Origin of the sequence: Tenuifilum thalassicum (assembly GCF_013265555.1) — a bacterium.
GTDB classification, from domain to species: Bacteria; Bacteroidota; Bacteroidia; order Bacteroidales; family Tenuifilaceae; genus Tenuifilum; species Tenuifilum thalassicum.
Genome location: NZ_CP041345.1, coordinates 2,345,603 through 2,362,625 on the forward strand (window position 1 = coordinate 2,345,603; position 17,023 = coordinate 2,362,625).

9 protein-coding genes are annotated in these 17,023 nt (G+C 41.8%); 7 read left to right on the forward strand and 2 right to left on the reverse strand.

The features are described 5' to 3' along the window. Positions 1–117: 117 nt before the first annotated feature. From FHG85_RS09745 to FHG85_RS09770, 6 genes are read left to right on the forward strand one after another with little or no spacing between them, the layout of a single operon-like run. Positions 118–723: a TetR/AcrR family transcriptional regulator gene (locus tag FHG85_RS09745; protein ID WP_173075347.1), complete on the forward strand. Its 606-nt coding sequence runs from the start codon at positions 118–120 to the stop codon at positions 721–723. After that, positions 717–1,466, forward strand: a complete 750-nt coding sequence (locus tag FHG85_RS09750) for an outer membrane lipoprotein-sorting protein (protein ID WP_173075349.1) — start codon at positions 717–719, stop codon at positions 1,464–1,466. Before FHG85_RS09745 ends, FHG85_RS09750 begins: the two co-directional genes overlap by 7 nt. Positions 1,467–1,487: 21 nt before the next feature. Next, positions 1,488–2,903, forward strand: coding sequence for an ABC transporter permease (locus FHG85_RS09755; RefSeq protein WP_173075351.1), 1,416 nt, complete (start codon positions 1,488–1,490; stop codon positions 2,901–2,903). Positions 2,904–2,934: 31 nt separating this feature from the next. Further along, positions 2,935–4,347, forward strand: a complete 1,413-nt coding sequence (locus FHG85_RS09760; RefSeq protein WP_173075353.1) for an ABC transporter permease — start codon at positions 2,935–2,937, stop codon at positions 4,345–4,347. A gap of 34 nt (positions 4,348–4,381) precedes the next feature. Beyond that, positions 4,382–5,068 (forward strand): ABC transporter ATP-binding protein, encoded by a 687-nt coding sequence (locus FHG85_RS09765; RefSeq protein WP_173075355.1) that lies wholly within the window; start codon positions 4,382–4,384, stop codon positions 5,066–5,068. Positions 5,069–5,072: 4 nt separating this feature from the next. After that, complete coding sequence (locus tag FHG85_RS09770) at positions 5,073–6,215, forward strand: hypothetical protein (protein ID WP_173075358.1); 1,143 nt, start codon at positions 5,073–5,075, stop codon at positions 6,213–6,215. An 8-nt stretch (positions 6,216–6,223) separates the two neighbouring features. On the opposite strand, the gene FHG85_RS09775 is transcribed toward FHG85_RS09770, so the two are convergent. Beyond that, positions 6,224–6,607, reverse strand: coding sequence for a hypothetical protein (locus tag FHG85_RS09775; RefSeq protein WP_173075360.1), 384 nt, complete (start codon positions 6,605–6,607; stop codon positions 6,224–6,226). Positions 6,608–6,810: 203 nt separating this feature from the next. Beyond that, positions 6,811–7,767 carry a prohibitin family protein gene (locus FHG85_RS09780; protein WP_173075362.1) on the reverse strand — a complete coding sequence of 319 codons (957 nt, stop codon included), beginning with the start codon at positions 7,765–7,767 and terminating at the stop codon, positions 6,811–6,813. Between the two features lie 366 nt (positions 7,768–8,133). Here FHG85_RS09780 and FHG85_RS09785 point away from each other — a divergent pair, with 366 nt between their 5' ends. Next, positions 8,134–17,013: a cadherin domain-containing protein gene (locus FHG85_RS09785; protein ID WP_173075365.1), complete on the forward strand. Its 8,880-nt coding sequence runs from the start codon at positions 8,134–8,136 to the stop codon at positions 17,011–17,013. Positions 17,014–17,023: the final 10 nt, after the last annotated feature.

Consider the following 17,023-nt stretch of genomic DNA (forward strand, 5'->3'; position numbering starts at 1 on the left):
TAACAAGATGAAGGCACTCCTAACACGAAGTGCCTTTTCTTTTTTTGAAAAAAATGCAAAAAAATTTTGAAAATGAATTGACCAATTATATTTTTGACTGACCGTTCAATCATAATTATGCCAAGAAACGATAAACAGAACGAAGGAATACGCAAGCAAAGGATAGCTCAAATAATGGAAGCAGCACTTGATGTGTTTGCACACAAGGGGTATCATACTGCCACAATTGCCGATATAGCCAAAAAGGCTAACATAGCAAAAGGACTAATTTACAACTACTTCGAATCAAAGGAAGACCTGCTATACAAATTGGTTATGCATGGTATGAACGATTTAATAGAAAAGTTCGATGCTAACCATGATGGGGTACTCACCGATGAAGAGATGGAGCTCTTTATTAACGACATGTTCCAAAAAATTGTTGAGAAAAGAAACTACTGGAAGCTATACTTTTCGGTGATGCTTCAACCTGATGTTTTCGATTTTAATTTCTACAATAAATTCGAGGAACAGTACCAGGCTATGGTAAAAGCATTAATTGATTACTTTAAAAGGAAAGGATTTGAAAACCCCGAAATGGAATATTTACTTCTTCACACCATGTCCGATGGTATTGTAATAAATTTCATCATGAACGAGAACTTTCCCCTAGAGGGGATTAAAAACGAAATAATAAAACGCTATATACACAACAACTCACAAAAAAATAAAAAGCCATGTTAAGGATTCTACTTTCAGCAATACTGATTTTAACTAATGCATGGGCTGCACTCTCGCAAAATGCCACAGACATTGTTCGGAAAGCAGACGAAAAAATGCGAGGTGAAAAATCGAGCTATAGCGAGATGACCATGCGAATTGTACGTCCTAAATGGGAGCGTTCCATTTCTTTTAAAAGTTGGAGCAAGGGCACAGAACTATCACTGGTATATATTACCGATCCTGCAAAAGAAAAGGGACAGGCTTTTTTAAAGATTAAACGCGAGATGTGGAGCTGGAATCCTACAATAAACCGCACCGTAAAACTTCCTCCTTCCATGTTATCGCAAGGCTGGATGGGCTCCGACTTCACTAACGATGACCTGCTTAACCAACGCTCAATTGTGGTTGACTATATTCACTCTATTACAGGAACTGAAAATATTGACGGGGAAGAGTGCTGGAAAATCACCCTACTACCAAAACCCAATGCACCTGTAGTTTGGGGTAAAATTGTGATGTGGATTACAAAAAAACACTATTTGATTCTTAAATCGGAATACTACGACGAAGATCAAATCCTTGTTAAGACTGAACTGGCAAGCCAGATAAAGCAGATTGGAGGTCGAACCATTCCCACTGTCTACGAATTACTACCTGCCGAAGAACCTGGCAACAAAACCATAGTGGAGCTAAATAAAATAGAATTCAACATCAACATTAACGATTCATTTTTCTCACTACGCAACCTAACCCAAGCTAGGTAATAACACTAAAAAAGCAGGACTATGAGCTTCCTAAAAATGGCACAACGAAACCTTTGGCGGAACAAACGTCGGACAGCCATAACCGTTTCAAGCATATTTTTTGCAGTACTACTAGCTGTCGTTATGCGTTCGTTTCAGCTTGGCACATACTCTTTAATGATTAAAAATGCCATTGAGCAGTACTATGGCTTCATAAGAGTTCAACATCCCGATTACACGTTTGACCCTTCGCTCGATAATACGATTGATTATGACTCATCAATAATTGAGCAAATAGCCAATATCCCAAATGTAAAATCGATTACATCAAGGCTTGAAACCTTTGCACTGGCATCATCAGGCAATATTACTAAAGGTGTCCTTGTTATTGGGATTGACATCAATAAAGAAAAGGCATTTTCTAATCCCGAACAGTTTATCGCTCACTACATTATCAACAAAGATGCAGCAAACTCTGTTATATCAAGGTTTAATGTAACAGACGAAATAGCTGATATCCTAAAAGGCAACATAGGTACTGCTTTCGTAGATTCGACAAAACTTGTTTCTATCTTCGACGACCTTCCAATAACATTAGAAGCAGTTAAGGAAATCCTAAAACTCTCAAAGATTGAGGGGCAATTCTTAACACCCAACGATAATGGTGTTGTAATTTCATCAAGATTAGCAAAATTCCTTAACGCACAAGTTGGCGATTCGCTCATACTACTTAGTCAAGGATATCATGGAAGTTCGGCAGCAGGGCTTTATCCCATACGCGGTATTGTTCGAATACCAAACCCTGAACTCGACAACAGACTTGTTTACATGCCTATTAACCAAACCCAAGAATTCACATCGGCTTATAACAAAATAGCCTACTATGCCATAAATCTTGACAACACTTCCGATGAGATGCTTACCGCAACTAACGACTCCATTAGCAAACTTTTAATGGGCTCGGAACTTGAATCAAAGACCTGGAAAGAGCTAAACAAGGTTCTTGTTCAACAAATTGAAAGCGATAATCAGAGCGGAAAGATTTTCTTATTCTTACTCTACTTTGTGGTATTTTTTGGAATATTTGGTACGGTAGTCATGATGATTCATGAGCGGATACACGAATTTGCTGTTCTAATTTCTGTAGGGATGCAAAGGTCTAAACTGTTCCTAACAATATTTCTGGAAATGCTTATCATGGCACTCATAGGTATTGCTTTAGGATATGTAGTTGGGCTACCAATCATACACTACTATAACATTCACCCCATACGACTAACAGGAGAACTGGCTAAATGGATGATGGACATGGGCTTTGAACCACTTATGCCAATGGCTCCTTTTGGCTCCTATATCACATGGCAGGGAGTATCAGTTTTTCTAATGGTTTTACTGGCAAGCATCTATCCATTACGAAAAATTTCAAAACTAAAAGTAGCTGAGTCGATTAAAAGGTAACCCCTTAATATCAACTAAAAATAATAAAAGCATGTTACTATCATTAAGTTGGCGAAATATTTGGCGTAACAAAACCAGAAGCATGGTTGTAGTTGCTGCAATTGCCATTGGGCTTTGGAGCGGTGTTTCAACCATGGCTTTGCTAAATGGTTGGATAAAAGGGCGCATGAACGATAGCATTAATAATGAGATATCGCACATCCAAATACATCAACCCGATTTCCTATTGAACGAAGAGGTTGACAAGGTATTTGCTGCTGACTCCGTTAAAAACATTTTAGATAAAGCACCTAATGTAACAGGATATAGCCAACGCATAAAGCTTTACGCCATGGCCCAATCGGACAGGGCAAGCGCTGGTCTTATGGTGCTAGGCGTTAAGCCCCGCGACGAGCGTAAGATTAGTGGAATACCACAAACCATTATAATGGGGAATTTTCTCGAAGGCAACCATAGAGTTCCCTCAATAGTTATTGGCAAGAAAGCAGCGGAGCAGCTCAAACTTGTAAACTTTGTGCTAAATGAAAAATCAGTTAGTTCGTTAGCAGTGCTAGACGAGTCAATCCCAAAGCACCTTGAGCCATTAAATGGGAAACGTTACAGGAATAGGGCAACGTTGATAAGAGACCTAAAGAAGAATTTACCCCATAAAACCTTTGAAAAATGGGCTGATAGAATTGCAGATTCCCTAGCCACCTTTAGATTAAGAGGTCCTGTTATACTAACCTTTCAAACAGCAGGTGGTGAACTAAAAAGCGCCATGTTTAGAGTTAGAGGAATTTACAAAACATCAAACACAGCCTTCGACTCTCGCATGGCATTTGTTGACTATAATGTGCTATCGGGAAACGCTAGAATTCCTAATGGTTATGTGCACGAGATTGCAATTAAATGTACCGATAACGATGTTGCCAAAAGCTTATCAAAAGAACTTTCAAGCACATTAAAAAACCTAAAAATTCAAAACTGGGAAGAAATCTCACCTGAGATTGCACTATATGCAGCCTTTGGCGATTTTATGGGGCTAATTTATGTGGTTATCTTCCTCTTTGCACTTGCTTTTGGTATAATCAACACTATGATGATGAGCGTTTTAGAGCGATTCAGAGAATTTGGAATGCTTATGGCCATTGGAATGAAAAAGTTACAGATTTTTAAAATGATAATGGCGGAAACTGTTTTGTTAACACTTACTGGAGGAGTTGTTGGTCTAGCGCTTAGCTTTATATTTATAAAAATACTTTCACACACAGGAGTCGACCTTAGCATGTGGGCCGAAGGGCTTGAAGCTATTGGTTACGCATCTGTAATCTATCCCGAGCTAACTGTAACAAACTACATACTTGTTACCGTTCTGGTAATTATTACAGGTATTCTTTCGTCGATATGGCCTGCACGTAGGGCACTTAAGCTCAACCCAATGGAAGCGCTAAGAATTGAGTAGTAAATATTTTGGAAAACATTAAAACATTATAACCATGGCAATAATTGAAGTAGAAGGTTTACAAAAAATATACAACGACTCGGCGATTAAGGTTATCGCCCTTGACAACATCAACCTAAAGGTTGAAAAAGGTGAATTCACAGCCATTGTAGGTCCATCGGGCTCGGGAAAAACCACGCTTCTAAACCTTCTTGGTGGACTCGACGAGCCAACTGATGGAAAAATCAGAATTGGAGATTCTTGGCTCAATACGCTTAAAGGCTCTAAGTTAATTGATTTCAGATTACGAAATATTGGATTTGTTTTTCAATCATATAACCTGATTCCTGTGCTAACCGCAGGCGAGAACGTAGAGCTAATAATGCAGCTACAAGGCATACCCGCAAATGAGCGAAAAAAAATAGCTAAGGAAATGCTTGAAAAGGTTGGCTTAGGAGATAGGTATAATACTCGTCCTAACAAACTTTCAGGCGGACAACAGCAAAGAGTTGCTGTAGCAAGAGCATTAGCCTCAAAACCTAAGTTCATCCTTGCCGATGAACCAACAGCCAACCTCGATGGCAAATCGGCTGAGAACTTGCTTTCAATCATGGAGCAGCTAAACAGGGAAGAAGGAGTAACGTTTATATTTTCAACCCACGACCAACGAGTAGTAAGCAAAGCCCACAGAGTAATACTACTGGAAGATGGTAAAATTAAGTCGGACACTGCTCAACAATAAAAAGATGAAAAAAATTAGGATTATCCTCATACTACCTGTTACTCTTTTTGTTTTAAATGTCAATGCACAAAACTTCAAGGGCCATTTAAAGCTGCTTAACAATCTATTTATCCCTCACCCCGACACGTTAGTATGGTTTAACGACCAAACCATTGACAATAGGTTGGAGTTCAGATGGCAATCATTTGACTTCCTTAAGTTTGAAGCACAAGTTAGGAACAGATTTATTTATGGCGATTTTGTTGAATTCATTCCAGATTACGCTTCATTTCTCGATGATAATAGCGGCTACCTCGACCTTTCATTCATTTGGGCCAATGCGCGTTCGTTTGTTGGTCATACCGAGTTTGACAGGCTTTTTGCACAGTTCACTTACCACGACATCGAACTAACAATAGGTAGACAGCGCGTAAACTGGGGAATTGATTTGGTATGGAACCCCAACGATATTTTCAACACATTCTCATACCTAGACATTGAATACCCCGAACGAAGGGGAACAGATGCCATCACACTAAAATACTACACTGGCACACTTGCTTTTGCAGAACTTGTTTTCAGTCCTGGAAGGTCGGCCGACAGCAGCACCTATGGAGTTAGATATCGAACCAATATTCTCTCAACAGATGCACAAATTATTGCTGCTCGAATGCCTACCCATTATGTGATTGGAGGAGGTTTCACTTCGGGCTTGGGACAATTTGCTGTAAGAAGCGAATTTTCCATTTTTTTCAAGGATAACAACAATTATAGCAATGGCGTATTAGCAACACTTTCGGCTGACCGGTCATTTGGTGATGGTAGCTTTATGCAATTTGGCTTACTATACAACTCGTTTGGGAGTAAAAACGTTAGAGAACCGTTAAGTCTAATACAACCACGAATTCAAAGCCCCATGATGCTAAGCCAAGGGAAAGTAAACCTTTTTGTAGGATTTAACACCACAATCCGAACACTTTTCACCCCATCAATATCAATTCTGGCAAACCCTTCGGATGGTTCAGCTGCAATTATACCTGGAATTGGATATTCAGCTTCCAATAATCTAACCCTTGCACTGAATGGCATGCTGCTAACTGGCAATAGCAACGATGAATACCCAAACCTTGGACAGCTAGCATACTTCAAAGTTCAATGGAACTTTTAAATCTTTCCCTAAATCTTGGCCTTTTTTAAATGTTTCTTTTTCATTGAAACCAAAACAAAAACTGTATGCATTTTTTGGTTTGAAATCGTCATTTTGCGTTCCACTTTAACATCACGAAGTTCAGCCTTAACAACCTCAGATGCAATAACCTCCTTATTCTTACGCTTATACTCCACACTTCCTACTTTCCTTGCTAGTTGCACCTTGGCATCAATGGTAGCCTTTTTTTCAGCAATTTCAACCGTTGGAGCAGTAGCAGTACCTGACGCATATATCTTCCAAATTGATTTAGGTGGTTCATTATACCACTTTGGTATTTGATTTACATCGACCTGTGCCATGCAAGCAACAGTAAATAGCAATAGCAGCGCTGGTAAAAGGAACTTTTTCATAATCTAGCAATTTTAAGATATTTAGTCTCACTAAAATAATTTCACAGAATATATTATATTGTATTGACTTTCACATAAGTTACATAAAGTTAATCTAATGCTGAAATATTTTTCAATACTCCAAACATTAAACTCTTATTACAGTTTAATTTATCAATAACAATACCAAAGAACCTAAGGGGCTCTTTGGTATTATTGCGAAACTACTTATTGTTCAGGTTCACCATAATTCCCTGTCCGTTTCCCATCATGTAGGTTGGTAGCTGACCATTCCATTTGTTAATCCACTCCAACTCGATAATTTTGGGATTGCTGCTTATGGATTGACCTTTAATCTTAAGCGCTTCCGATTCCCCTTTAGCCTTTTCAATAGCAATATTTTTATCGATTGTGGCTTGTTTTAGCTGCTCCTCCTTCTGTTTGGTCACCTCAATTAGACGGAGGGCTTCCTGCTCGGCAAGTTTTTTGGCATTAATTGCTTTTTCATACTCCTCGTTATAGTAGACCTCCCTAACATCAACATTATCAATAATTATGCGGTATTGCTGGCATTCTGACTTCAATCTTTGTAAAATCTCTTGTTGTATATCGTTGCGTTTAGTGCTGTAAGCTTCAATTGGCGTAAAGCCTGAAACAGTTAATGCTAAAGCCGATTTCAGTTTAGCTCTTATAACATTCTCTTCAAGCCAGATATAACGTCCCGATCGACCACCATCGTTTTCGGTAACGTTTTGGTAAATCCAAGGAGCTTGGTTGGCATCAATACGCCACGAAACAGATACATCAAACCCAAGTTTGATCCCATCCTTTGTTGGTGCCCAAATGGCATCGGAATTTGGTTTTTCGCCTTCACCTTGGGCATTTGCACAGGTGTACACCCAAACAGTCTTATCCATGTAATGAATGTTGTTCCATGGAGCAATGATGTGCCAACCGGTATGCAATGGCTCGGGGCGAACCCCGCTTGGTGTTGTGACAACGGCAACCTCCTGAGGCCCTACAACTACAATAAGCGATAGGAGTACAACAAGAATAGCACCCGCAATGCTCGATGCTACTGCCAGGGGAAGTTTTAACCTTGATAAATTAATCTTTCTTATGATTAAGGCAATAATCCCATAAATTAGAATTATCCACGAGATGATTTTTAGTAGTACCATGGTTTTTATAGGTTTAGTTATGCTTTTCCAAAGTTATTACAAATCTTTTATTGGATATTGTCTCAAATAATAAATATAATGAGTGTACACCCACCTCACATTTTACTCTTAATAAATATTCAGGGCACACATTCGTGCAACAAAGCACTTTAATAAACATTTGTCAAATTATTGGCAATATTAGTCAAAAATAGTAATATGAAATTTGAAAATATTTTTAATACGTTGAACCTTTGTATAATAGCCTCGTATACATTTTAGGTTTTAAGTGGTAACATGTTTGAAAGCGATAGTTGATCAACATTAAATTAATTTTTTTTTGATTAAAATTTACGATATTATTTAATTTCTTATAAATAGATAAAAATGAGCGTTAAAAAACTAATTATTCGATTCTTAGCCATAGTGCAGGTTTTTGTGCTTTCGTATGGTTTTGCAACTGCCCAGGAGGTATGCAACGATGGGAAGGATAATGATGGAGATGGGTTAATCGATTGTTATGATAGTGATTGTAGAGGAAATTCACAATGTTCATATTTCTTTTATAACCTACCTATCCCCGAGTGTAGTGCCAAACCACCGGTTTTTTACACATGGTCGCTTCAGGAGAAGTTTAATACGAACGAGGCAAATGGTGGTACATTATCGGGAACACCACCATTCCCAATTGACCAGCGTTGTGCTGTTTTCGTGGGGGATTTAGATTCTGATGGAGTACCGGAACTAGTTGGAAAAGATGGTGGAACCGATGGGAAAGTACAAGTATTTAGTGGAATAAACGGTAAGCATATTGCCGATTTTGCTGTAACCAGCCATGCCTTTACTCAGGTTGCACTAGGTGATGTAGATAATGATGGGAATGGGGATATTTTTCTTGTAGATAACTCCGCTAACCTTGTTAGGCTAGAGTTTAACCCAACCACCAAGTCCCTTGAATTACCAAGTGAATTCACACAAAACTCTGTTACTAGCAATCAGCAATCACCACAGCTAGCCGATTTTAATCAGGATGGCATACCCGAGGTATATGTAGGTAATAAAATTTATAATGCCATAACTGGCGACCTTTTAGCTTCAGGCACTGGCAACATGGGTAAGCATAGCCAAAATGATTCCTGGCCCATTGCCTATAATGTTTTTAATGAAAGCGATTTGGATCCTGATGGAGTTGGTGCTTTTGGCCCAGAAGCTAATGGATTGGAGTTGATTGCCGGCAATCAGATTTACCTGGTTGATGCTACAAACTATAGCACTACAGGGACTTTTAGCCTAATTCTTGCAGCAGAATTCCCAGCTGGGAATATTGTCACATCAAGCGGGGCAACCATTTCCAGTGCCGATGGTTACACAAGTCTTGGCGACCTGAATGGCGATAAGCATGCCGATGTGATTGTTACTACTAATGGTGATGACGGCTACTCCTACATATATGCCTACGACCCAATGGAGCTAAAACAAATAGGAGTTGCATACCAATTCCCTAATAAAAATAGTAAATCGGGTAGATGTAATGTAGCCGATTTTGATGGGGATGGAGAATTGGAAATTGCAACTGCTGGACAAAACGAGTATGTAGTACTTGAAACAGACTTAACTCTTAAATGGCGTAAAAATGGGCTTGACGATGGTTCTGCCCAAACAGGTAGTACTGTCTTTGACTTTGAGGGCGATGGTTCTGCCGAAGTGGTTTATAGTGACGAGGAGTACCTTTATGTTTGGAGTGGAGCCGATGGTAGAGAGCTGGCAAGGGTAACATCTCGTTCTGGGACAAGAACAGACTACCCATTGGTTGCCGATGCCGACAATGACGGTCAAGCTGAAATTATTGTTACTGCACAATATGGGAATGGGCCATCCCCCTATTCCGATGGTTTGGGTTGGATTAGCGTCTATCGTTCTGCCGATGCACCGTGGGTTCCAGCACGCAAGACTTGGAACCAGCACGGCTATTTTGTTACCAATATTAACGATGACCTCTCAATTCCTGTGGAGCAGCAAGACTTTATCTCGCCATGGTTTCATGATGACTTTAATACGGCTTTCAATCAGTTTTTGGTTCAAACAACCTACCTCACCTTTGAAGGGCAGCCGACTTTTGCTACTGGCGATATCACCACCGAAAATGTTGAATTCGATCTTTCGCAATGCCCTATTGATGGTACTGTGAAATTTACACTTACCTTCGAGAACCATGGTTCATGGAAAATACCCCGATATACTCCAATTGCATTCTACGATGGTGACCCATACCAACCAGGGGCCGTTTATCTCGATAGCATGCTTATACCCGTTAACATTGAACCGGGTGAAACATACACGCTTTCCGGCGAGGTAAAAGACCCGAATAACGATGGCAAGATGAACCTCTATGTTTTGGTTAACCATAGCCATTTTAGGGTTGATGGAACCCCTCTGAATCTACCCCTTCAGGCTGGAACCATAAATTCACCAACCCTGGAATGTGACTACGATAATAATCTTGGCTTTATTGTAAGAATTAACAACTGTGTGGCAATATCAAATCCCGAAGTTGATTTGGACAGAAATAACAGTAGCGGCGTTTCGGGTAACGACTACCAGATTGGTTTTGCCGTGGGAGAAACAACAACCTATAAAGTTACCGATGAGGATGTCTTTATTCGTGATGCCGATTCACCTAACAGCCTTAAGCGAGCTGTGGTAACATTAACTAATCCGCTAGACCCCGAGGAAACTCTTGGAATAACTACTACTGGCCAAAATTACGCCGATCAGTATGGCATAACGGTAAACATAACGCCCACAAAAGTTACTCTCACAAGCCTAGGAAAATCACTTCTGGAATATGAGCGTGTTCTTAAAAACATTACCTATAGCAATACCAACACCTCTCCTAATATGACCAATAGGGTTATTACTGTTGAGGTTAGCGATGAATATTTATCTAACGACCCGTTAGCACAAACTACAGTAATATACACCAACCGTCCAAACATCGATTTGGATAAGGATAATAGCTCTGGTGCTACAGGAAACGACTTTAAAACAACCTATACCGAGGGTGATGGTAAAATTACCTTTGTTGATTCCGATGCCGAAATAACCGATGCCGATGGAACTACTATTTCCGAAGCAATTATCACGTTAACCAACAAAATAGATGGTACATTTGAAGATATCGAAGTGCCATTCTCATTACCATCAGGAATTCTGAGAGACTTTTCAATACTCACTCCAGGTAAAATAAGATTCTATGGAGACGCCTCCTTTGCTGATTACATGACAGCAATTTCTTCGTTAACCTATAGAAACTATAGCGAAGATCCAACCCCGGGAGATAGAACAATTGAGATTACTGTTAATGATGGGAAGATTGACTCTAAAATTGCAACTTCAACAATTACCGTTGTGCCTGTAAATGACAATCCAGCTATTTCAGGTTCAAATGAGGCTGCTGTGTATACTTCTGGTAATCTTCAAGTACTTCCTCTTCCTGAAATAACAGATCTCGATGACGATCATTTAAAAATGGCCACCATATCCATAACTACCGGTTTTGTGCCAGGTGGCGAAGATGTGCTTTCATTCACCCCCGAATTTGGGATCACCGGAACCTACGATAATTCAACCGGCATTTTAACTTTATCAGGAGATGCAACAATTGACAATTACAGGACAGTTATTGGTTCTGTTGAATTCTCTTCAACTCTTGCTACTAGTAATGCTAATCGCGCTGTGGCAGTAAAAGTTGTCGACCCAAACAATGGAGAAAGTAACGTTTTTCATAGAACAATTATTCTGATAAACACTACAGGTAACGATGCTCCTTATGCAGCCAACGATGACTATTCCGTGTTCAAAAGCAACACACTTACAAAAGCCGCTCCAGGAGTAATGGAAAACGACCTTGATCCTGATAGCAACCCAATAAACGTAAGCCCAACAGTTAGTGCAACTGGCTCGCTGAACGGTACCCTTGTAGTTAATGCGGACGGATCATTCAACTACGACCCTGATGAAACCAATCCTGCAATCTCAGTATTAAACTATGGAGAAAGCGTTTCGGAAACTTTCACCTATACAATTACCGATGGAACAGTTTCATCTAATACTGCTACAATTACCTTCGTGATTAAAGGGGAAAACAACAATCCTGTTGCAGTTGCCGACTCATACTCAGTTGATCAAGACGCAAACCTCATTCAATCAGCACCTGGATTATTGGGTAACGATTCCGATCCTGACGGGATTACTGGTGTTGAGGTTAAAATGGTAAATAGTTCATACTCTTCTGTGATAAGGAGTGCTTATGGAACACTCACATGGTATGGCGATGGTAGTTTTATTTATAAACCCGACAACTCAAATCCATCTGTTCAAGCCCTAAAAGTTGGTCAAAGTTTAACCGACAATTTCACTTATACCATCGAAGATCCACACCATGGGCAAGGATCTTCTACATTAGCAATAAACATTCAAGGCACAAACGACCCTCCATACATTTATGCAGGTAAACTTGATGAGGTTGTAGAAAAGAATACCAACCTTACTTTTAACGATGTTAATGCCAACAAGATATATATAACCGATAACGATAACGATGACCAGAATGTAACCATTACAGTTACCAACGGTACATTCACGCTTGCTACCACTGCTGGTTTAACATCGGTTACTGGTGACGGAACAGCCAATGTTTCATTTACTGGTGGTTTAGCCAATGTAAACAGTGCCCTTGATGGTGCAACATTTACACCAACCAACAATTTTACAGGTAACGCATCGGTTGTAATTGATACTTGGGATCAACAAGCTGGAACCCCGGCTGAAACTCGCGACAATGAAACCATTAACATCCTTGTAACCGATCCGAATAATGCTCCGGTTGTAACATTACCAACATCGCATTCAATTAACGAAGACCAAACGATTACTTACACATCTGCAGAACTCAATATTTCTGATGCCAATGGTGATGACCAAACTGTAACTATTTACGTTTCTAATGGTGTGTTTAACCTTTCCCAAACCACTGGTTTAAATGGATTAGTGGGGAATGGTACAAGTAACTTGACCTTCTCTGGCGCTCTTACAGATATTAATAACGCTTTGAACGGTGCAACATTTACACCAATCTTAAATTTCAGCGGTTCAGCTAAAGTTCAAGTTTATACAAACGATGGCAAAGGAGGTAGCGATGTAAAGTCCGACAACATAACTGTAATTGATGTGGATGAAGCCCCTGTTGCTAATGACGATTATAAAACAATCGACGAAGACAACCAAGTTACCCTATATGTCCTTTCAAACGATGAGGACAAGGATGGGAATGGGATTTCAATAATCTCTCACACCAATCCTAGCCATGGTACTTTGGTCGACAATCTGGATGGAACCTTTACTTATACTCCAGATGCAAATTACAACGGAAGCGATAGTTTCACCTATACAATTCAGGATGGTGATGCTACCAATCCGGATTCTGATGTCGCTACTGTAACCATAACTATCAATGCAGTTAACGACTCACCCTCCATCTCAAACGGTAGCAAAACCATCGACGAGAACACATCCAACGGGACATCAGTGTATAATGTAAACGACGACAACACGAACAGCGACACAGATGTGGATGGCGATGCCATCTCTTACAGCATAACTGCAGGTAACGGAAGCGGAGCGTTTGCAATAGACGCATCGACTGGCAATATTACGGTTGCTGACGCCACCAAGCTGGACTTCGAGACAACCACCATATTCAACCTCACCGTTCAGGCTTCCGATGGTACACTCACCGACAATGCAACGATTACCATCAACCTTAACGATGTCAACGAGGCTCCTGCAATCTCCGATGCTAGCGTGAGCATCGACGAGAACTCGCCCAACGGAACTTCGGTGTTTAACGTGAATGATGACAGTTCCGGTAATGATACCGATATTGATGGCAATGCCATCACCTACAGCATTACGGCTGGTAACGGAAGCGGTGCGTTTGCTATAAACCCATCTACCGGAGAGATTACCGTTGCTGATGCAACCAAGCTCGACTTCGAGACAACCAGCATATTCAACCTCACCGTTCAGGCTTCCGATGGTACACTCACCGACAATGCAACGATTACCATCAACCTTAACGATGTCAACGAGGCTCCTGCAATCTCCGATGCTAGCGTGAGCATCGACGAGAACTCGCCCAACGGAACTTCGGTGTTTAACGTGAATGATGACAGTTCCGGTAATGATACCGATATTGATGGCAATGCCATCTCCTACAGCATTACGGCTGGTAACGGAAGCGGTGCGTTTGCTATAAACCCATCTACCGGAGAGATTACCGTTGCTGATGCAACCAAGCTCGACTTCGAGACAACCAGCATATTCAACCTCACCGTTCAGGCTTCCGATGGTACACTCACCGACAATGCAACGATTACCATCAACCTTAACGATGTCAACGAGGCTCCTGCAATCTCCGATGCTAGCGTGAGCATCGACGAGAACTCGCCCAACGGAACTTCGGTGTTTAACGTGAATGATGACAGATCCGGTAACGATACCGATATTGATGGCGATGCCATCTCCTACAGCATTACGGCTGGTGACGGTAGCGGTGCGTTTGCAATAAACCCATCTACCGGAGAGATTACCGTTGCTGATGCAACCAAGCTCGACTTCGAGACAACTAGCACCTTCAACCTCACCGTTCAGGCTTCAGATGGTACCCTTACAGACAATGCAACGATTACCATCAACCTTAACGATGTCAACGAGGCTCCTGCAATCTCCGATGCTAGCGTGAGCATCGACGAGAACTCGCCCAACGGAACTTCGGTGTTTAACGTGAATGATGACAGCTCCGGTAACGATACCGATATTGATGGCGATGCCATCACCTACAGCATTACGGCTGGTAACGGTAGCAATGCTTTTGCAATAAACTCTTCAACCGGAGAGATTACGGTTAATGACGCCACCAAGCTGGACTTCGAGACCACAACCTCTTTCAGCCTGACCGTTCAGGCTAGCGATGGAACCCTAACCGATGCTGCCACCATCACCATCAACCTTAATGGTATTAACGAGGCCCCCTCCATCTCAAACGCTAGCACAACCATCGACGAGAACACATCCAACGGGACATCAGTGTATAATGTAAACGACGACAACACGAACAGCGACACAGATGTGGATGGCGATGCCATATCTTACAGCATAACTGCAGGTAACGGAAGCGGAGCGTTTGCAATAGACGCATCGACTGGCAATATTACGGTTGCCGACGCCACCAAGCTGGACTACGAGACCACCACCTCTTTCAGCCTGACCGTTGAGGCTAGCGATGGAACCCTAACCGATGTTGCCACCATCACCATCAACCTTAATGGTATTAACGAGGCCCCCTCCATCTCAAACGGTAGCACAACCATCGATGAGAACACATCCAACGGGACCTTAGTGTATAATGTAAACGACGACAACACGAACAGCGACACAGATGTGGATGGCGATGCTATCTCTTACAGCATAACTGCAGGTAACGGAAGCGGAGCGTTTGCAATAGACGCATCGACTGGCAATATTACGGTTGCTGACGCCACCAAGCTGGACTACGAGACCACCACCTCTTTCAGCCTGACCGTTGAGGCTAGCGATGGCACCCTAACCGATGTTGCAATTATTACGATAAATTTGAACAACTTAGCCGAATATTCTCCAGTAATTTCAGATAAAACTGTTGATTTACCAGAGGATGCCCCCAACGGCACATCAGTTTACGATGTAAATGACGACAATACCCTAGGCGACACCGACGCCGACGGCCAGGCAATAGCCTACAGCATCACCGGAGGTAACACCGACGGCATATTTGACATCGACCCAAATACCGGACAGATAACCGTTGCCGACAACACCAACCTCGACTACGAGACAACCACCTCATACACCCTGACCGTTCATGCCGTGGATACCGATGGAAACTCGGATGATGCTGTTATCACCGTCAACATCACCAACGTGCCCGAGAATGGCCCCGCCATCTCCGACCACACAACCAGCATCCCCGAGGATGCACCCAACGGCACACCGGTTTACAACGTGAACGACGACAATTCGGGCATCGATACCGACGCCGACGGCCAGGCAATAACCTACAGCATCACCGCGGGTAACGCCGACGGCATATTTGACATCGACCCAAATACCGGACAGATAACCGTGGCCGACAACACCAACCTCGACTACGAGACCACCACCTCATACGCCCTTACCGTTCATGCCGTGGATACTGATGGAAACTCGGATGACGCTGTTATCACCGTCAACATCACCAACGTGCCTGAGAATGGCCCCGCCATCTCCGACCACACAACCAGCATCCCAGAGGATGCCGCAAATGGCACATCGGTTTACGATGTGAACGACGATAACTCGGGTAGCGATACCGACGCCGATGGTCAGGCTATCACCTACAGCATAACTGCGGGTAACGCCGACGGAATCTTTGGCATCGACCCAAATACCGGACAGATAACCGTTGCCGACAACACCAACCTCGACTACGAGACAACCACATCGTACGCCCTTACCGTTCACGCAGTGGATACCGATGGCAACGCCGACGATGCAACCATTACCGTGAACATTACCGATGTTCCCGAAAATGGCCCTGCCATCTCCGACCACACAACCAGCATCCCCGAGGATGCACCCAACGGCACATCAGTTTACGATGTGAACGACGATAATACCCTAGGCGACACCGATGCTGACGGCCAGGCAATTAGCTACAACATCATAAATGGTGATATGGATGGTATTTTTGCCATAGAACCATCCAGCGGTTTAATAACTGTAGTTGATAATACTAAACTAAATTCAAAGGCAACACCTGTTTATTATCTGGAAGTTAGAGCTGCTGATACCGATGGTAATACTGACGATGCGATAATAACCGTTAATATTACTGAAGTTGAGACAGGTTTAGATATTCCCGAAGGAATCTCACCCGGTGATGGTATTCATAACGACACCTTTGAAATTGGCGGTCTTGAGCAATTTCAACAGGTTTCCATAAGAATTTATAACCGTTGGGGCAATATCGTTTACAAATCAGACAACTATAAGAACGATTGGGATGGAACCAACAATATGAGAAATGGATTAGGAACAAAATTACCTTCGGGAACCTATTTCTACATCCTTGAAATAAAAGATAATGGCAAGAAGTATAGTGGTTATGTATACTTAAAACGTATGGATTAACCAAAAAAAT